Genomic DNA, 15,703 nt, shown 5'->3' with positions numbered 1-15,703 from the left:
AAGCGCTCTTAGTAAGCCTTGCCAGTTTTGTAGAAGTTCTCGAAGCAGAAGTTGGTCGCTTCGATGTAGCCTTCAGCACCACCGCAGTCGAAACGCTTGCCTTTGAACTTGTAGGCCATGACGCAGCCGTTCTGGGCTTGTTTCATCAGGGCGTCGGTGATCTGAATTTCGCCACCCTTGCCTGGCTCGGTCTGTTCGATCAGGTCAAAGATGTCCGGGGTCAGGATGTAACGACCGATGATCGCCAGGTTCGACGGTGCGTCTTCCGGCTTTGGCTTTTCAACCATGCTGTGTACGCGGTAGATGTCGTCACGGATCATCTCGCCGGCGATGACGCCGTACTTGCTGGTTTCCTGTGGATCGACTTCCTGGATGGCGATGATCGAGCAGCGGAACTGCTTGTACAGCTTGACCATCTGGGTCAGCACGCCGTCGCCTTCGAGGTTGACGCACAAGTCGTCGGCCAGCACCACGGCGAACGGTTCGTCACCGATCAGCGGACGACCGGTCAGGATCGCGTGGCCCAGACCTTTCATTTCGGTCTGACGGGTGTAGGAGAACGAGCACTCGTCCAGCAGCTTGCGGATGCCGACCAGGTATTTCTCTTTGTCGGTACCTTTGATCTGGTTTTCCAGCTCGTAGCTGATGTCGAAGTGGTCTTCCAGGGCGCGCTTGCCACGACCGGTAACGATGGAGATTTCAGTCAGGCCAGCGTCCAGAGCTTCTTCAACGCCGTACTGGATCAGTGGCTTGTTTACCACCGGCAGCATTTCTTTAGGCATGGCTTTAGTCGCTGGCAGGAAGCGAGTACCGTAACCGGCTGCTGGGAACAAGCATTTCTTGATCATATAAGTCCTTGAAAGGGCTGTGTGTACGAGTTTCGGCGCAGTCTAATCAGGCGGCGTGCACCTTACAATGCCCCGCACTGGCTAACCGATGCCAACATAGAGAAATATTCTCGCCGATAGTTCCATCGGCGAATGTGAACCGCGAAATCAGCGTAGCTCAAAGATGCCACCAGACAGGATCACCATACGCTCATCGCCCCCCAATGCGAGCATTTGCCGGTATCATGGCGCCTTTGAACCAGTGAACGAGACAGATAGATGGCCGCAGTTAAAATCGTCAACGGGTATGTGATCGACAAGAAGGACGGCAAGTGGACGCTGACCACTACCAATGGCGAACACATCGCAGGGCCTTTCGACAGCGAGCAGATGGCGACTGATGTAGCAGCGGTGTTCACCGACACCCCGGCATCGGCAAAACGCCGTGGCAAAGATCAAGACTGATCGGCTGCACATGCTCAAGCCCTGCCCTTGCGCAGGGCTTTTTTGTGCTCATGTGCAAACAAGTGGCCAATCGCTATAACCTTTTCACACTGGCGCTGTCAGAGCGTCTAGTCCCCCACGCTGAAGACGACAAACCATGAACATGAACAAATTTTTGCCACTGATTGCGGTACTGGCACTGAGCGGCTGTGCCACCTCCCAGCCGACCACCCTGAACAACGGCGAACAGGGCCTGAGCATCGATTGCTCCGGCGAAGCCAATTCCTGGGCCACCTGTTACGAGAAGGCGGATGCCTCATGCGCCGGCACCGGCTATCGCATCGTCGGCACTGACGGCACGCCGGCGTCAAAGGAAAGCGACAAGACCCTGGGCGTCGATGTCGGCAACTACAAGAACCGCAGCGTGGTGGTGGTCTGCAAATAGACGCTACATGTGGATTTCAGCGAACTTGATCCCGAGCCCGCGTACGACTTCGATCAGATCGTCGAGCCGATTGAATGACTCGACTTCGTCGTTATCGTCCACCAGGAAATAACTGCGCCCGGCGCTTTTCTTGAAAAACACGATCCACTCCCCCGAATTCGCCGGGTTCTGGATGACATGGGTGGCAGAGATCAGGCCCTCTACATGGCGCTCTCGTACTTGCTCTCGCTTCATCGCGACTCCAGAAATAAAAATGCCGTCACAGCATGACTGTGACGGCACTGATGCTGATGACCTGTAGTCTATCAGCCGGAAATGCAGGCGTTGGCGGCGTTACGCACATCACGCGGGCGCACTGGCACATTGGACATGCGCTCATGCAGCTTGATCGCGCTGCCACCGGAGCGATCTTCGATATCAAACACGGCGGCCGGGCCTGACGACAGTTTGCCCGGGACAATCACGCGAACGCCGTCCTTGTGCGGCTGCATTTGCAGCGCGCCGCGGCTGTTGGCGAGCTTTTCAGTCAGGCACTGCGCATACTCTTGGGGTTTTTTGCCGGAGATCACGCTCATGGTGGGTAGCGTTTCATTGATCTCGGAAACACTCGCACAACCACCCACTGCTAAAACCAACGGCAGACACACCACACCCCACTTCATACAAAACCTCCGTTAAAGACCGTCCGACAGCACAAATGCCGTTTTTCTCCGGGGCCTTCTGCATTTAACCCGCATCCAATTGCGAATATCTGTTCAAAATTGTCAAACCGACGCCCGACGGCCAGATAATAACCCGTGCGGGCTGATAAACTGCGCGCAACTACAAGCTATCGTTTTGATTTTGTAGAAAAAGCCCTTCTGGAGGCGCCCATGAAATTCATTCACCAGCGCGAGCACCTCAACGAAGACGACATCGTCGTCATCCAATGCTCGCAAATGTGCAACATCCGTCTGATGAACGACGCCAACTTCCGCAGCTTCAAAAATGGTGGTCGTCACACCTACCACGGCGGCGCTTTCGACACGTTCCCGGCCCGTATCACTGCGCCGAGTACCGGTTTCTGGAACATCACCATCGACACCGTCAACCGCCGAGCAATCAGCGTGACGCGCAAACCAACGCTGACGCATTCGATCAAGATCATCCGCCGCTCCAGCACCAAACTCAGCTGAGCCGCCCCGCCTTTTACAGACAGGAAAAATGACCGTGGCCCAAACGACCAAATACGTCATCAAGTACAAACTCAACGGTGAGCGCCGCTTCGAGTTCGCACAACTGGAAAGCAACAGCGTAGAAGAGGCCAAGGATGCTCTGGCCAAGATCCACGACGCGACTGATGTGATCAGCGAAATCACCGTCAGCAAAGCGCTGTAACGCACCGAAACGAATTCGACCGCAAGCGGCGGAGTGTTCTGCCGCAAGGGCCCGCATAGACTGACTGCCTCGACCTTGAGTCAACGGAGTCAGCATGTCGATGTCACCCTCCCGGCTGGATTCGCTCGATTGGGCGAGCCTGGAACAGCAGCTGGATCAGGACGGCTGCGCCATCATTCGCAATCTGCTGCTGGCCGAGAGCTGTGATCGCCTGAGCGCGCTGTATCCGCAGGCCGAACCGTTTCGATCGCAGGTCATCATGGCCCGCCACGGGTTCGGTCGCGGCGAGTACAAGTATTTTAGCTATCCCCTCCCGACCGCCGTGGAACGCCTGCGTACCGCGCTGTATCCGCGCTTGGTGGCAGTAGCCAACCGCTGGTATGAAAGGATGCGCCTGGCGACTCGTTTCCCGCCGAGCCATGACGAACTTCTTCGGCGCTGTCATGCCGCCGGCCAGGTACGCCCTACTCCACTGCTATTGCAATACGGTCCACAGGACTACAACTGCCTGCATCAGGATCTGTACGGCGAACTGCTGTTTCCGCTGCAAGTAGCGATTCTTCTGTCAGAACCGGGGGAAGACTTTACCGGTGGCGAGTTCGTGCTGACCGAGCAACGTCCGCGCATGCAATCCCGGCCGCAGGTGCTGGACCTGAGGAAAGGCGACGCAGTGATTTTTGCCGTGAATCAGCGCCCGATTCAGGGCGGGCGTGGCGACTACCGGGTGACGCTGCGTCATGGCGTCAGTCGCCTGCACAGTGGAAAAAGGCATACCCTAGGCATCATCTTCCACGACGCCCAATGACCGCCATGTACCCGCACACTTTCGATCTGTTCGCCGGCAACGAACCTGTACAGCAGCCCCGCGCCGAGCAAATTGGCGAACAATCGTGGGTGCTGCGCGGGTTTGCGCTGCCGCTGATCGATCAATTGCTGCCAGCGCTGGACAGCATTCTCATCGCAGCCCCGCTCCGCCACATGGTCACACCGGGCGGATTCAGTATGTCCGTGGGCACCAGCAGTTGCGGGGAACTGGGCTGGATCACTGATCGCAGCGGCTATCGTTACTCGCGCGTTGATCCGCTCAGCGGACAGCCCTGGCCGCAGATGCCTCTGGTGTTTGCCGATTTGGCGCACTCGGCGGCGCAGGAAGCCGGGTTTGCAGGTTTCAAGGCTGATTCCTGCCTGATCAACCGCTATGTCCCCGGCGCCAAGATGTCATTGCATCAGGACAAAGACGAAAATGCCTACGCAGCGCCGATCGTTTCGCTGTCGCTGGGCTTGCCGGCCATGTTCCTGTTCGGCGGTTTCGCTCGCAGCGACAAGACCCGGCGGATCCCGTTGTTGCATGGCGATATGGTGATCTGGGGCGGCGTTGATCGCTTGCGCTTTCATGGTGTGTTGCCGATCCGCCAGGGCCGGCACCCGCGCCTCGGCGAACAACGGATCAATCTGACCTTTCGTGTCGCTGGATGAACCTGGAAAGTTTGACCGCAAGGCCCGGAGTGTTGTGCCCAGCATCGCGGATTAACCTGAATCAAACAGGTCAACGGATTAACGCTCATGAAAACGCTGTCGATCACTCTCAACACCGAAGACGATCCACGCTGGGCTGCCGTGCTTGCGCGCGACCCGCGGGCGGACGGGCAGTTTGTCTACGCGGTGAAAACCACTGGTATCTACTGCCGTCCGAGCAGCCTTGCGCGCTTGCCAAAACCACAGAATGTGGAGTTTTTCGACACCGCCCTTGAGGCAGAAGCCGCCGGGTATCGCCCGAGCAAACGGGCCAGCAAGGATCAAACGGTTGTCGCGGCGCAGCACGCCGCCACGGTGGCGACAGCCTGCCGCCAGATCGAGTCTGCCGAAACGTTGCCCGCACTCAATGTGTTGGCTGAAACAGCAGGTCTGAGCCCGTTTCATTTTCATCGGGTGTTCAAAGCCGCGACGGGGCTGACGCCCAAAGGTTACGCAGCGGCTCATCGCTCACGCCGAGTGCGTGAACGTCTGGCGGACGGCGGTTCAGTGACCGACGCGCTGTACGATGCCGGCTTCAACTCCAACAGCCGCTTCTATGAGGCCGCCGATCAGTTGCTGGGCATGAAGCCCGGCGACTACCGCGCTGCCGGGCAGAACAACGACATTCGTTTCGCCGTCGGGCAATGCTCGCTCGGGGCCATTCTGGTAGCACGAAGCGAACGCGGGGTTTGCGCGATCCTGCTGGGTGACGATCCGCACCAACTGGTGTGCGACCTGCAGGATCAATTCCGCAAAGCCAATCTGATTGGTGCCGATTCCGGGTTTGAGCAGTTGATCGCCAAAGTCGTAGGGTTTATCGAGGCCCCGGCCATTGGCCTGGACCTGCCGCTGGACGTACGCGGCACGGCGTTCCAAGAACGGGTGTGGCAGGCGCTGCGGGAAATCCCGGTTGGTAGCACCGCCAGTTATGCCGAGATTGCCCAACGCATCGGCGCACCGACGTCGATGCGCGCCGTGGCTCAGGCCTGCGGCGCGAACTGCTTGGCCGTGGCGATCCCTTGCCACCGCGTGGTTCGCAGCGATGGCAATCTTTCCGGGTATCGCTGGGGCGTCGAGCGTAAACGGCAACTGCTTGAGCGCGAGACGCAGCCTTAGTGCACGCCGATGTAGACCGACACTGATTCGGGGCCGGTGTAGGCCTCGAAGTCAGTGACGAATCGGCGCTGGATCTGCGGATTGGATTCGAAGAAGCTCCAGACTTTGCCCCACGTCGAGATCACTGCGTCAGGCAATGGCCCCTGCGCTTCGAAGACCAGATAGTCGCCGTCTTCGATTACTATCGACTCAAGTCCCTCGGCCGGATTATTGACCGCGACGCCGGCCGTGACATCGAACTGTCCCGAAGCATCCGACTCGTAAGCCGAGTACACGCCATAAACCGGCGAACCGGTTTGTTTGCCGGGAATTTCTTCGGCCAGACCTTTACTGAAAAACTCACCCCACATCGGGCCGATTTTCGCTGTATCGGGTGTGTGTTCGGCTGCGTTGGTCGTGCGTACGCGCACGCCTGAAACCGTGAACGATTCGATCTGTTGCCGTTTCAAATCCATTGAAAGTGCCACTCCCTCTATAGAAGTGCGGCCGCACAGAGCCGCAATGGCGCTCACTTTGTCAGCGATTGACGTCAACCACAACCCGTCCGCGAAGTTGCCCGGCGAGCAATTTCGGTGCGGCATCGATGACATCGCTCAGAGCGATCTCATGGCTGATCAATGGCAACAAGGCGAAGTTCAGATCGCTGGCCAACCGATCCCATGCTTGCAGGCGGCGCGCCTTGGGCTGGGTCACGCTGTTGATGCCGGCCAAGGTGACACCGCGCAAAATGAACGGTGCAACCGATGCGGGGAAATCCATGCCCTGAGCCAGGCCGCACGCAGCCACCGTGCCTTCCGCGCGCGTACTGGCACAGGCGTTGGCCAGCGTGTGGCTGCCGACCGAGTCGATCACCGCCGCCCAGCGCTCCTTGGCCAGCGGTTTGCCCGGCTCGGACAGGGTTGCGCGATCAATGATTTCATTGGCGCCCAATTGCTTCAGATATTCGTGCTCGGACACCCGGCCCGTGGACGCCACCACGCGATAGCCGAGCTTGCTCAACAGGGCGATGGCGAAGCTGCCGACACCGCCATTCGCGCCGGTCACCAGCACCTCGCCCTGCTCCGGCGTCACGCCGTTACGTTCCAGCGCCAGAATGCACAGCATGGCGGTGTAACCGGCCGTGCCGATAGCCATGGCCTGTACGGGAGAGAATGCCTTGGGCAGCGGAATCAGCCAGTCGCCGTTGAGCCGGGCTTTTTGCGCCAGACCGCCCCAATGACTCTCGCCCACGCCCCAGCCGTTGAGCAGCACCTGATCGCCGACCTTATAGTCAGGGTGCGAACTGACCTCGACAGTGCCTGCCAGATCGATCCCCGGCACCAATGGAAACTTGCGCACCACCGGGCTGCTGCCGGTAATCGCCAGCCCATCCTTGAAATTCAGCGTGCTGTAGGCGACGCGCACCGTCACATCGCCTTCGGGCAACTGTTCTTCGTTGATCTGTTGCAGGGTGGCGCGATAACCGCTGTCGTCTTTATTGATCAAAATACCGTTGAACATGATGGGCTCTCGTGGATGGATTGCAGGGGGCATGCCATTCAAATATCACATCGCAACACGTTGCCACACTCGACTTTCCGCCAATCCCGGAATTCACCGAGTGTTTCCCGTGGTCTCGGCCATTCCTTTGGCGGCGGCGGAGATGGCCTCCATCGGCGCTGACAGCCAGCACCGCGCGGTGTTCTGAATTTCAGAGTGGCCCTGAGTCCGGTTTTACTGTTAAAAAACCGGCTCTGCCTCCCTGCCCCCGCTTCATCGTTCGGAGTACCGCTTCAATGAGCCAATGGCCAGACACCCGCATTCTCGATCTGCTCGGTATTGAACTGCCGATCATCCAGGGCCCGATGGCCGGTGCCACGAATTCTTCCATGGTAATCGCCGTGTGCAACGCCGGTGGCCTGGGTTCGATGCCGGCGGCGATGCTGAGCATTGAACAACTGCGTGAAGAGCTGAAGACGATTCGCGCCCACACCGACAAGCCCTTCAACGTGAACTTCTTCTGCCATCAGCCACCCGCCGCCGATGAGCAACGCGCGATTGAGTGGAAGAACCTGCTGGAGCCGTACTATCGCGAATTGGGCGTCGACTTCGATGCACCGACTCCGGTGTCCAATCGGGCGCCATTTGATGCGGCAGCGTGCGAGTTACTGGAAGAGTTTCGGCCAGAGGTGGTGAGCTTCCATTTCGGTCTGCCGGAAAAATCCCTGCTTGATCGAGTCAAGGCGACCGGCGCGAAAATCCTTTCATCTGCTACCACCGTCGATGAGGCTATCTGGCTGGAACAGAACGGCTGCGACGCGATTATCGCCATGGGCTATGAGGCTGGCGGCCATCGAGGAATGTTTCTCAGTGATGATTTGAGCAGCCAGGTCGGCACGTTTGCGCTGGTGCCGCAGATCGTCGACGCGGTCAAAGTACCGGTAATTGCCGCTGGCGCGATTGCCGATGCTCGAGGCGTAGCCGCGGCATTCATGCTGGGCGCCTCGGCGGTACAGGTCGGTACCGCGTACCTGTTCACCCCGGAAGCGAAAATCAGCGCGTCGCATCACAAGGCGCTGCGCACGGCTAAGGACAGTGAAACAGCCGTCACCAACATTTTCACCGGACGCCCGGCGCGGGGTATTCTCAACCGCGTGATGCGCGAACTCGGCCCGATGTCGCCGAAAGCGCCGGCATTTCCTTTGGCCGGTGGTGCGCTGATGCCGCTGCGAGCGAAAGATGATGCGCAATTTGCCAACCTTTGGGCCGGCCAGGCTTTCACGCTGGGCCGGGATCTCAGCAGCGCCGAACTGACTCGGCAGTTGGCCGACGGGGCGTTGGCGAAGCTGACGCGCCGTTGAAATCGAACAGGGTGAGGACAAAATGCCTCACCCTATTTTTTGCCAGCACTTCCTGTTTGGCGGCATTTCGCTATATATTTCTCTATATAGCGATTTCACCCCTCGCATAGGCAGCCCACCTCCAACAATAACTGCCGCCTGCACCTGCCAACAACGGAGCCGTTACATGACCATTCGTGCCTCACGTTTTGCCCCTACCTGCCTGGCCTCTTTGCTCGCCGTATTCACCATCGGCGCTGCCCAGGCCGATGAAGTGCAGGTGGCTGTTGCTGCCAACTTCACCGCACCGATCCAGGCCATCGCCGCCGACTTCGAGAAAGACACCGGTCACAAATTGGTCGCAGCCTACGGCGCTACCGGACAGTTCTACACCCAGATCAAGAACGGCGCACCGTTCGAAGTGTTCCTCTCGGCTGACGACACCACCCCGGAAAAACTCGAAAAAGAAGGCGATACCGTCAAGGGCTCGCGCTTCACTTACGCCATCGGCACCCTCGCGCTGTGGTCGGCCAAGGACGGTTACGTCGATGCCAAAGGTGAAGTTTTGAAGAAGAACGAGTACCAGCACCTGTCCATTGCCAACCCGAAAGCCGCGCCTTATGGCCTGGCCGCCACGCAAGTGCTGGAAAAACTGAAGCTGACCGAAGCGACCAAAGCGAAGATCGTTGAAGGCCAGAACATCACTCAGGCCTACCAGTTCGTCTCCACCGGCAACGCCGAGCTGGGTTTCGTGGCGCTGTCGCAGATCTACAAGGACGGCAAAGTCACCAGCGGTTCGGCGTGGATCGTGCCAGCCAGCATGCACGACCCGATCAAACAGGACGCGGTCATCCTCAACAAAGGCAAGGACAACGCTGCAGCCAAGGCCCTGGTTGAATACCTCAAAGGCCCGAAAGCCGCTGCGGTGATCAAGTCTTACGGTTACCAACTCTAAATGTCGCTGACGAGTGCCGATTTCGCGGCGATCTGGCTGACCCTGAAACTGGCGTCTCTGACCACTGCGATCCTGTTGGTTGTCGGCACCCCGATTGCCCTGTGGCTGTCGCGCACCCGCTCATGGTTGCGCGGCCCGATCGGGGCCATCGTCGCCCTGCCCCTTGTGCTGCCACCCACCGTCATCGGCTTTTATCTATTGCTGATGATGGGGCCGCACGGTTTCCTCGGCCAGTTCACTCAGTGGCTGGGCCTTGGCACTCTGACCTTCAGTTTCACCGGACTGGTGATCGGTTCGGTGATCTATTCCATGCCTTTCGTGGTGCAACCGTTGCAAAACGCGTTCTCGGCGATCGGTACTCGCCCACTGGAAGTGGCCGCGACATTACGCGCCAATCCGTGGGACACCTTTTTCAGCGTGATTTTGCCACTGGCTCGCCCCGGTTTTGTCACCGCGGCCATTCTCGGCTTCGCGCACACCGTCGGTGAGTTCGGAGTGGTGCTGATGATCGGTGGCAATATTCCCGACAAGACCCGTGTCGTCTCTGTACAAATCTACGACCACGTCGAAGCGATGGAATATGCCCAGGCTCACTGGCTGGCTGGCGCGATGCTGGTGTTTTCGTTTCTGGTGTTGCTGGCGCTGTACTCCAGCCGCAAGACCCGCGCGGGCTGGAGCTGATTGATGATCGATGCACGTCTGCAACTTGCTTATTCTGGCTTCAGCCTGGATGTCGATCTGCATGTGCCGGGGCGTGGCGTCACCGCGCTGTTCGGCCACTCCGGATCCGGTAAAACCACTTGCCTGCGCTGCATTGCCGGTCTTGAACGTGCCGAACATGGCTTTATCCGGATCAACGATGAAGTCTGGCAAGACAGCGACAAGGGCATTTTTGTCCCGCCGCACAAACGCGCACTGGGCTACGTGTTTCAAGAAGCCAGTTTGTTTGCACATTTGTCGGTCCTCGCCAATCTGCAGTTCGGCCTCAAGCGCATCGCCAGATCCGAGCGGCGGGTCGACCTGGCGCAAGCTACCGAACTGTTGGGCATCGGCCATTTGCTTGAGCGTCATCCGCAACATCTGTCCGGCGGCGAGCGTCAGCGTGTCGGCATCGCCCGGGCACTGCTGACCAGCCCGAAACTGCTGTTGATGGACGAGCCACTGGCGGCGCTCGACAGTCAGCGCAAAAACGAAATCCTGCCGTATCTGCAACGTCTGCATGACGAACTGGATATTCCAGTGCTGTACGTCAGCCACGCACAGGACGAGGTTGCCCGTCTGGCCGATCATCTGGTGTTACTGAGCGATGGCAAAGCCTTGGCCAGTGGCCCGATCGGCGAAACCCTCGCCCGTCTCGATCTGCCGATGGCGATGGGCGACGACGCCGGCGTGATCATCGAGGGCCAGGTCAGTGCCTACGATGCGGATTACCAGTTGTTGAGCCTGCAACTGCCGGCCACCGAAATGAACATCCGCGTGACCCACGAACCCATGTCGGTCGGCCAGGCCTTGCGTTGCAAGGTACACGCGCGAGATATCAGCCTGAGCCTGCAAAACAGCGAGTTCAGCAGCATCCTCAATCGTCTGCCGGTCACGGTGGTCAGTGAGCAGGCGGCAGACAATGCCGCCCATGTGCTGATCCGCCTCGACGCTGGCGGCACGCCGCTGCTGGCGCGCATCACGCGGTTCTCCCGCGATCAATTGGGCGTGCATCCGGGCCAGCAACTCTGGGCGCAAATCAAGGCTGTCGCGGTACTCGCTTAAATTATTCGGCACGACGGCGTGGGTGTGCGGTCAATCGTTTTACAGACTGCCGCCATCCAAGGAAGCTGCCATGCCCGACACCGAGCTGACCGACGCCCTGCCATCCGATCTGCATTACGTCGATGACACGCAGCCCGGTATCACCCGCAAAAAGCTGCGCGGCAAATTCAACTATTTTGAACCGTCGGGTCAGCGCATTACCGATGCGGACGAAATCAAACGCATCAACGCCCTCGCGGTGCCACCGGCCTATACCGATGTGTGGATTTGCCCGGACCCGCGCGGTCATCTGCAAGCCACCGGGCGCGATGCCCGCGGTCGCAAGCAATACCGCTATCACGCGCGCTGGCGCGAAGTGCGCGATGCCGATAAATACTCGCGGCTGCGCGAGTTCGGTCTCGCGTTACCGAAGCTGCGCAAGCAATTGGAAGCGCTGCTGGCGGCGCCCGGTTTCAGTCGCGACAAAGTCATGGCCACGGTGATTACCCTGCTCGACGCCACTCTGATCCGGGTCGGCAATACGCAGTATGCGCGGGACAACCGTTCTTACGGCCTGACCACCCTGCGCAGTCGCCATGTCGAGGTCAACGGCAGCGCGATTCTGTTCCAGTTCCGCGGCAAGAGTGGCATCGAACACCAGATCACCGTGAAGGATCGCCGTCTGGCACGCATCATCAAGCGCTGCCTGGAGCTTCCCGGTCAGAACCTGTTTCAGTATCTGGATGAACATGGCGAACGGCACACCGTCAGCTCTTCCGACGTCAACACGTACCTGCAAACCCTGACCGGCGCCGACTTTACCGCCAAGGACTATCGCACCTGGGCCGGAAGTGCCCTGGCATTGGCGGTTTTGCGCGAACTCAAACATGAGTCCGAGACCGAAGCCAAACGGCATGTCGTGGAAATGGTCAAAGGCGTGGCCAAGCAGCTGGGCAACACGCCGGCGGTATGTCGCAAGTGCTACATCCACCCGGCCGTGGTGGAAAAATTCATGCTCGGTGCCCTCGCCGAATTACCACGCCCCCGCATGCGCAAAGGCCTGCGCGCCGAGGAAGTGGCACTGGCGATGTTTCTTGAACGAATGAGTGAAGTGACCGACGCGACTTGATCGACAGCGCTTCGTCCTCTAGGCTAGCCACCTTTCCCTCCTCAGGATGATCGCAGAAGTGAACAACCCGGCTCTCTGAAAATGTAATCGCGACAAGCCGCTCAATGGCACTTGTCAGTTTTTACGACATTTTTCCGGAGGTGCCAATGACTCACGTCTCGCGTACGCCTGCACTCGTCTCCCTGAATCAAACGGGTTTTCAATTCGCCAACGGCGAGACGATTTTCAATGCACTGAATCTGAACTTCGATTATCTGCCAACCGCCATCGTCGGTCGCAACGGCATCGGCAAAAGCGTGCTCGCACGACTGATAGCCGGACAGTTGCAGCCTACCGCCGGCACAGTGGTGAATTCGGCTTCGGTGAGTTACGTATCGCAAGCCTTCGTGACCACACCCGGGCAAACGGTGGCAGAGGCAATAGGCGCGGCGCCGATACTCGCGGCGTTGCAGCGACTTAACCTGGGCTGCGCCAGTGCCGATGATTTTGACCTTATTGGTGAGCGCTGGGATTTGCCGGATCGCTTGCGGCAGTTACTGGATGACGCCGGGCTACCCCACATCGCGGCTACCGATCTGACCTTGGCGCTCAGCGGCGGCCAGCAGGCCAGGATCGATCTGATCGGCGCGTTGTTGAGTCAAGCGCAGTTACTGGTGCTGGATGAGCCGACCAATCATCTCGACAGCGATGGTCGGCAATGGCTGATGAGCACGCTTGAAGCATGGCGCGGTGGACTGATCGTCGTCAGCCATGATCGGCAGTTGCTGGAACGAATGCAGCGAATCGTCGAGCTCACACCTTTGGGCGCGACAGTTTTCACCGGGAGCTATTCAGAATTCACGCAGCAGCGCCGAACCCACCGGGCAGCGGCGCAAGCACAACTTGATCAAGCCCGCGCCGAACGCCAACGCGAACGTTCGCGGCTGCAGCGCGAGCACGATACGATCCAGCGCCATGCCGCCGGCAGCCGACGTAATGCGCAAACTGCTAATGTTGCCGGCTTCGAGCGGGCAGCGATGAAAGCCGCTGCGAAGGAAATCATGGGGCATGTTCGCCTCGGCCATCAGGCTCGCAAAACCGATCTGGACACCCGTGTGCGCGATGCCTATGCACACGTCGAGCCTGACAACGAGGTCTTGATCAACCTGCCGGGCAGCGTTGTCCCGAGTGCCCGGCAAGTCTGCACGCTGCTCGATGCCTGCCTGCCGTGGCTACCGCACGACGCACCCTCGACCCGGCTGAACCTCGCCATCCACGGGCCGATGCGCATTGCCGTCAGCGGCCCCAATGGTTGCGGCAAATCAACCCTGCTGAACATGCTCGCCGGTGAGCTGACGCCGGTGTCAGGTGAGTGCATGACTCACGTGCCGTTTGCTTTTCTCGATCAGCAACTAACGCTACTGGATGATCGGACATCCATCGTTGAACAACTACAAGCGCAGCAAACGCCGTTGGACGAAGGCACCTTGCGCAGTTATCTCGCACACCTGCAACTTAACGCGCAGCGCGTCACCTTGCCTTGCGCCTCTCTCAGTGGCGGTGAACGCTTGAAAGCCGCTCTTGCCCTGGCGTTGTGGCGTCAGGTGCCGGCGCAATTGTTACTGCTTGATGAGCCGACCAATCATCTTGACCTGGCATCGGTAGAAGCTTTCGAGCAGGCCTTGCAGACATTTCCCGGCGCAATTGTCGCGGTTTCCCACGACCAGGCGTTTCTACGCGCGTTAAACCCAACCCATGATTTGCATTGGCATGCCGGAGGCTGGAACTTGCAACCGACGAGTTGACCTGTCTATTTTTTGCACGATTGCAGAGGGCTTCTATAGTTGATGTGACACGAATCAGCTGCGGTGACGCCATGGAAGACATTTTCGTCGTGAAGCGTTGCAACAAGATCATCATTCACGGTCGACGCGCCAGTGACAGCCAGCATGATCCCGCCGAAGCCATTGGCTGGTTCCGCATTTGCGATACACGCACAAATGGTTTCATCGGTGATGGCTACGACGCCGAAGAGGATGCGCGACGCGAATGTAATCGGCTCAACGCAGTCAGTTCACCCATTCCGGCCCGCGAGTCTTCCGGCTGATGCCAAACAGAAGCGGGTCTATACTGAAACCAGCTGAAGGAGCAGCGCCCCAACGGCAGAAGGCTCGCAACTCGCGGGCTTTTTGCTGCCGCTCAGCGGTTTCATTGAACGGAGGTGTTCCATGTCCGAAAAAGAGTCCATCACCACCCTCCTCACCCTGCTCGACGCCCGACAGGCGCGACTCGCAGCTGCCTGCAAAGAGATCGCCGACTGGGTTGACCACCAAGGCGGGCACCCGACCGCCCTGCGCATCCGTGATCGCCTGAATGACATCGAGAAGGATGCCCCGCTGATTCGCAACACACTGTCGGCGCTTAAACCTGTCGATCGGCCGTTGCCTCGATTCAGATAACGCCGGTCTCGGAACTTATGAGCGGTGGTACAAGCGTCACCGCGATGTTGCCTGTGCGGCATTTTCTTGTTCTGGCTGCAATGACGGATTTCCTTTCACATAACCATCACATCTGTGCGCATACATTGGAATGACTCCTTTGCGCATTACCTCTCTCACCCGCCCGCATGCGGGTGTTTTTTTGTGTGCCTGACCAGTCGCAGAACGGTGCTGTAAACGAACTGTCAAACGTTTACATGTCGCGAAGGAGACATTTCATGGTTACCCACTTCAGCGTCGATGGGCATCTGGCCTGCGGCCATAAAGGCAAACAACTCACGTCGAGCAAAGAACTCACTCGCGTGAAGTGCCGCAGTTGCCGTAATACCGACGCCTTCAAACAGGCAAGAAAAGATCAACGCAATGCGGCTCGACGCATCGCACGGCAAGCAAAAGCCTCTCACGGCCCAGCGAACTGGCGGAATGAATGGATCGAGCGATTGAGTGCAATGGCAGGGCTCCAGCGCTTGCCTCGAGGCTTTTCCGGGCAGGCGTTTGTTTGAATCTGCTTGAAGAAACTTTCCTGCGGGCAAAACAAAACCCCAACTGCTTTCGCAATTGGGGTTTCGGAATTTAATCTTGACGATGACCTACTCTCACATGGGGAAACCCCACACTACCATCGGCGATGCATCGTTTCACTTCTGAGTTCGGGATGGGATCAGGTGGTTCCAACGCTCTATGGTCGTCAAGAAATTCGGGTACTGAGTCGTGACCAGATGGCCTCGCTTCAGCAAATTGGGTATGTGACAGCTAGGTGTTTTGTGAACATCGAACTTTCGGTTCGTTTCGTCTTCACACACCGCAATCTGGTGCTCTTTCGCCTTTCAGCTCGAAGCAAGCAAATTGCTTGGGT

Annotated in this window: 22 protein-coding genes and 1 rRNA gene; 17 read left to right on the top strand and 6 right to left on the bottom strand. The window is 58.6% G+C overall.

Going from position 1 to position 15,703, the window contains the following annotated elements:
• Positions 1 to 8: 8 nt before the first annotated feature.
• Positions 9 to 848, bottom strand: a complete 840-nt coding sequence (gene galU / locus ACIONG_RS00115) for a UTP--glucose-1-phosphate uridylyltransferase GalU (protein WP_007912230.1) — start codon at positions 846 to 848, stop codon at positions 9 to 11.
• Between the two features lie 258 nt (positions 849 to 1,106).
• Between galU and ACIONG_RS00110 the strand changes: the two genes are divergently transcribed.
• Together ACIONG_RS00110 and ACIONG_RS00105 are read left to right on the top strand one after the other, a co-directional pair.
• Entirely contained in the window at positions 1,107 to 1,292 is a 186-nt protein-coding gene (locus ACIONG_RS00110) for a hypothetical protein (protein ID WP_090283267.1), read from the top strand.
• A 142-nt stretch (positions 1,293 to 1,434) separates the two neighbouring features.
• Positions 1,435 to 1,716 (top strand): hypothetical protein, encoded by a 282-nt coding sequence (locus tag ACIONG_RS00105; RefSeq protein WP_177431471.1) that lies wholly within the window; start codon positions 1,435 to 1,437, stop codon positions 1,714 to 1,716.
• 3 nt (positions 1,717 to 1,719) lie between these two features.
• Here the strand turns inward: ACIONG_RS00105 and ACIONG_RS00100 are convergent, their stop codons facing one another.
• Both ACIONG_RS00100 and ACIONG_RS00095 read right to left on the bottom strand, forming a co-directional pair.
• On the bottom strand, positions 1,720 to 1,950 hold the full coding sequence (locus ACIONG_RS00100; protein ID WP_103307170.1) for a hypothetical protein: 231 nt from the start codon (positions 1,948 to 1,950) through the stop codon (positions 1,720 to 1,722).
• A gap of 71 nt (positions 1,951 to 2,021) precedes the next feature.
• Positions 2,022 to 2,378: a hypothetical protein gene (locus tag ACIONG_RS00095; protein WP_103307171.1), complete on the bottom strand. Its 357-nt coding sequence runs from the start codon at positions 2,376 to 2,378 to the stop codon at positions 2,022 to 2,024.
• A 210-nt stretch (positions 2,379 to 2,588) separates the two neighbouring features.
• Here ACIONG_RS00095 and ACIONG_RS00090 point away from each other — a divergent pair, with 210 nt between their 5' ends.
• The 5 genes from ACIONG_RS00090 (at position 2,589) to ada (ending at position 5,724) form a co-directional block, all read left to right on the top strand.
• Positions 2,589 to 2,891 (top strand): DUF1883 domain-containing protein, encoded by a 303-nt coding sequence (locus ACIONG_RS00090; RefSeq protein ID WP_007912251.1) that lies wholly within the window; start codon positions 2,589 to 2,591, stop codon positions 2,889 to 2,891.
• A gap of 34 nt (positions 2,892 to 2,925) precedes the next feature.
• Positions 2,926 to 3,093, top strand: a complete 168-nt coding sequence (locus ACIONG_RS00085; RefSeq protein WP_177431470.1) for a hypothetical protein — start codon at positions 2,926 to 2,928, stop codon at positions 3,091 to 3,093.
• Between the two features lie 94 nt (positions 3,094 to 3,187).
• On the top strand, positions 3,188 to 3,898 hold the full coding sequence (locus ACIONG_RS00080; protein WP_103307172.1) for a 2OG-Fe(II) oxygenase: 711 nt from the start codon (positions 3,188 to 3,190) through the stop codon (positions 3,896 to 3,898).
• Positions 3,899 to 3,903: 5 nt separating this feature from the next.
• On the top strand, positions 3,904 to 4,569 hold the full coding sequence (alkB, locus tag ACIONG_RS00075) for a DNA oxidative demethylase AlkB (protein ID WP_103307193.1): 666 nt from the start codon (positions 3,904 to 3,906) through the stop codon (positions 4,567 to 4,569).
• Between the two features lie 87 nt (positions 4,570 to 4,656).
• Positions 4,657 to 5,724, top strand: coding sequence for a bifunctional DNA-binding transcriptional regulator/O6-methylguanine-DNA methyltransferase Ada (gene ada, locus ACIONG_RS00070; RefSeq protein WP_401295752.1), 1,068 nt, complete (start codon positions 4,657 to 4,659; stop codon positions 5,722 to 5,724).
• Here ada and ACIONG_RS00065 read toward each other — a convergent pair.
• The gene (locus ACIONG_RS00065) at positions 5,721 to 6,179 is read right to left on the bottom strand and encodes a GyrI-like domain-containing protein (RefSeq protein WP_401295749.1); all 459 of its coding nucleotides are present in this window, start codon (positions 6,177 to 6,179) and stop codon (positions 5,721 to 5,723) included. The genes ada and ACIONG_RS00065 overlap by 4 nt on opposite strands.
• Positions 6,180 to 6,240: 61 nt before the next feature.
• Positions 6,241 to 7,224, bottom strand: a complete 984-nt coding sequence (locus ACIONG_RS00060) for an MDR family oxidoreductase (protein ID WP_401295746.1) — start codon at positions 7,222 to 7,224, stop codon at positions 6,241 to 6,243.
• A 31-nt stretch (positions 7,225 to 7,255) separates the two neighbouring features.
• Between ACIONG_RS00060 and ACIONG_RS00055 the strand changes: the two genes are divergently transcribed.
• From ACIONG_RS00055 to ACIONG_RS00010, 10 genes are all read left to right on the top strand, one after another.
• A complete protein-coding gene (locus ACIONG_RS00055) occupies positions 7,256 to 7,411 on the top strand; it encodes a hypothetical protein (protein ID WP_158249188.1) in 156 nt (51 codons plus the stop codon).
• A gap of 88 nt (positions 7,412 to 7,499) precedes the next feature.
• Positions 7,500 to 8,564 (top strand): NAD(P)H-dependent flavin oxidoreductase, encoded by a 1,065-nt coding sequence (locus tag ACIONG_RS00050; RefSeq protein WP_401295742.1) that lies wholly within the window; start codon positions 7,500 to 7,502, stop codon positions 8,562 to 8,564.
• A gap of 166 nt (positions 8,565 to 8,730) precedes the next feature.
• Entirely contained in the window at positions 8,731 to 9,498 is a 768-nt protein-coding gene (gene modA, locus ACIONG_RS00045; RefSeq protein WP_401295739.1) for a molybdate ABC transporter substrate-binding protein, read from the top strand.
• Complete coding sequence (gene modB / locus ACIONG_RS00040; RefSeq protein ID WP_008082690.1) at positions 9,499 to 10,179, top strand: molybdate ABC transporter permease subunit; 681 nt, start codon at positions 9,499 to 9,501, stop codon at positions 10,177 to 10,179.
• Between the two features lie 3 nt (positions 10,180 to 10,182).
• The gene (gene modC, locus ACIONG_RS00035; RefSeq protein ID WP_213028508.1) at positions 10,183 to 11,262 is read left to right on the top strand and encodes a molybdenum ABC transporter ATP-binding protein; all 1,080 of its coding nucleotides are present in this window, start codon (positions 10,183 to 10,185) and stop codon (positions 11,260 to 11,262) included.
• A 70-nt stretch (positions 11,263 to 11,332) separates the two neighbouring features.
• Complete coding sequence (locus ACIONG_RS00030; protein WP_103307185.1) at positions 11,333 to 12,370, top strand: DNA topoisomerase IB; 1,038 nt, start codon at positions 11,333 to 11,335, stop codon at positions 12,368 to 12,370.
• 146 nt (positions 12,371 to 12,516) lie between these two features.
• Positions 12,517 to 14,154: an ABC-F family ATP-binding cassette domain-containing protein gene (locus ACIONG_RS00025; RefSeq protein WP_401295734.1), complete on the top strand. Its 1,638-nt coding sequence runs from the start codon at positions 12,517 to 12,519 to the stop codon at positions 14,152 to 14,154.
• Positions 14,155 to 14,225: 71 nt separating this feature from the next.
• Positions 14,226 to 14,456, top strand: a complete 231-nt coding sequence (locus ACIONG_RS00020) for a hypothetical protein (protein WP_401295731.1) — start codon at positions 14,226 to 14,228, stop codon at positions 14,454 to 14,456.
• Positions 14,457 to 14,577: 121 nt separating this feature from the next.
• Positions 14,578 to 14,808, top strand: coding sequence for a hypothetical protein (locus ACIONG_RS00015; RefSeq protein ID WP_008082703.1), 231 nt, complete (start codon positions 14,578 to 14,580; stop codon positions 14,806 to 14,808).
• 257 nt (positions 14,809 to 15,065) lie between these two features.
• Positions 15,066 to 15,350 (top strand): hypothetical protein, encoded by a 285-nt coding sequence (locus ACIONG_RS00010; RefSeq protein WP_103307191.1) that lies wholly within the window; start codon positions 15,066 to 15,068, stop codon positions 15,348 to 15,350.
• Positions 15,351 to 15,424: 74 nt separating this feature from the next.
• Here ACIONG_RS00010 and rrf read toward each other — a convergent pair.
• Positions 15,425 to 15,540, bottom strand: a 5S ribosomal RNA gene (gene rrf, locus ACIONG_RS00005).
• Positions 15,541 to 15,703: the final 163 nt, after the last annotated feature.

Source organism: Pseudomonas sp. NPDC087817 (assembly GCF_044742875.1).
Lineage (GTDB): Bacteria > Pseudomonadota > Gammaproteobacteria > Pseudomonadales > Pseudomonadaceae > Aquipseudomonas.
Note: the sequence above shows the minus strand (reverse complement) of the source record. Positions and strands in the feature narration are given on the sequence as shown.

What these genes read in the sequence shown, in the direction of transcription:
- ACIONG_RS00010 (WP_103307191.1), top strand. Translation starts at nt 15,066, where the DNA reads ATGGTTACCCACTTCAGCGTCGATGGGCATCTGGCCTGCGGCCATAAA.
- ACIONG_RS00020 (WP_401295731.1), top strand. Translation starts at nt 14,226, where the DNA reads ATGGAAGACATTTTCGTCGTGAAGCGTTGCAACAAGATCATCATTCAC.
- ACIONG_RS00065 (WP_401295749.1), bottom strand. Translation starts at nt 6,179, where the DNA reads ATGGATTTGAAACGGCAACAGATCGAATCGTTCACGGTTTCAGGCGTG.
- ACIONG_RS00080 (WP_103307172.1), top strand. Translation starts at nt 3,188, where the DNA reads ATGTCGATGTCACCCTCCCGGCTGGATTCGCTCGATTGGGCGAGCCTG.
- ACIONG_RS00025 (WP_401295734.1), top strand. Translation starts at nt 12,517, where the DNA reads ATGACTCACGTCTCGCGTACGCCTGCACTCGTCTCCCTGAATCAAACG.
- ACIONG_RS00050 (WP_401295742.1), top strand. Translation starts at nt 7,500, where the DNA reads ATGAGCCAATGGCCAGACACCCGCATTCTCGATCTGCTCGGTATTGAA.
- ACIONG_RS00030 (WP_103307185.1), top strand. Translation starts at nt 11,333, where the DNA reads ATGCCCGACACCGAGCTGACCGACGCCCTGCCATCCGATCTGCATTAC.
- ada (WP_401295752.1), top strand. Translation starts at nt 4,657, where the DNA reads ATGAAAACGCTGTCGATCACTCTCAACACCGAAGACGATCCACGCTGG.
- ACIONG_RS00100 (WP_103307170.1), bottom strand. Translation starts at nt 1,950, where the DNA reads ATGAAGCGAGAGCAAGTACGAGAGCGCCATGTAGAGGGCCTGATCTCT.
- modC (WP_213028508.1), top strand. Translation starts at nt 10,183, where the DNA reads ATGATCGATGCACGTCTGCAACTTGCTTATTCTGGCTTCAGCCTGGAT.
- modB (WP_008082690.1), top strand. Translation starts at nt 9,499, where the DNA reads ATGTCGCTGACGAGTGCCGATTTCGCGGCGATCTGGCTGACCCTGAAA.
- ACIONG_RS00090 (WP_007912251.1), top strand. Translation starts at nt 2,589, where the DNA reads ATGAAATTCATTCACCAGCGCGAGCACCTCAACGAAGACGACATCGTC.
- ACIONG_RS00110 (WP_090283267.1), top strand. Translation starts at nt 1,107, where the DNA reads ATGGCCGCAGTTAAAATCGTCAACGGGTATGTGATCGACAAGAAGGAC.
- ACIONG_RS00105 (WP_177431471.1), top strand. Translation starts at nt 1,435, where the DNA reads ATGAACAAATTTTTGCCACTGATTGCGGTACTGGCACTGAGCGGCTGT.
- ACIONG_RS00015 (WP_008082703.1), top strand. Translation starts at nt 14,578, where the DNA reads ATGTCCGAAAAAGAGTCCATCACCACCCTCCTCACCCTGCTCGACGCC.
- modA (WP_401295739.1), top strand. Translation starts at nt 8,731, where the DNA reads ATGACCATTCGTGCCTCACGTTTTGCCCCTACCTGCCTGGCCTCTTTG.
- ACIONG_RS00095 (WP_103307171.1), bottom strand. Translation starts at nt 2,378, where the DNA reads ATGAAGTGGGGTGTGGTGTGTCTGCCGTTGGTTTTAGCAGTGGGTGGT.
- ACIONG_RS00060 (WP_401295746.1), bottom strand. Translation starts at nt 7,224, where the DNA reads ATGTTCAACGGTATTTTGATCAATAAAGACGACAGCGGTTATCGCGCC.
- galU (WP_007912230.1), bottom strand. Translation starts at nt 848, where the DNA reads ATGATCAAGAAATGCTTGTTCCCAGCAGCCGGTTACGGTACTCGCTTC.
- ACIONG_RS00055 (WP_158249188.1), top strand. Translation starts at nt 7,256, where the DNA reads ATGCCATTCAAATATCACATCGCAACACGTTGCCACACTCGACTTTCC.
- alkB (WP_103307193.1), top strand. Translation starts at nt 3,904, where the DNA reads ATGTACCCGCACACTTTCGATCTGTTCGCCGGCAACGAACCTGTACAG.